At 67.8% G+C, this 202-nt stretch carries 1 protein-coding gene; it reads right to left on the reverse strand.

Annotated features, from left to right (window positions below; all coding sequences use genetic code 11):
• Positions 1–202 (reverse strand): hypothetical protein (locus AC5RWT_RS38265; protein ID WP_494084740.1); only part of this gene is annotated, 202 nt, incomplete at both ends.

A 202-nucleotide genomic window follows, 5' to 3' on the forward strand; every position in this document is an offset into this window, starting at 1 on the left:
CCAGCTGCTCCTCCAGCGCCACCTCCCGGCCATCCAGCCAACACCTCACCCGGTGCACCGCGGCCAGATGCTCCACCGTCTCCTGATACCCCAACCCCCCGGTCTCCGAACCCGTCAGCACAGCCAGCAGCACCGCCGGCTCCGCACCCGCCACCAGCGTTTCGAGGCGTTCGGCATAATAGTCCGCGTTCGCTTTCGACTC

It is taken from the genome of Arthrobacter sp. Dra40, assembly GCF_059091905.1.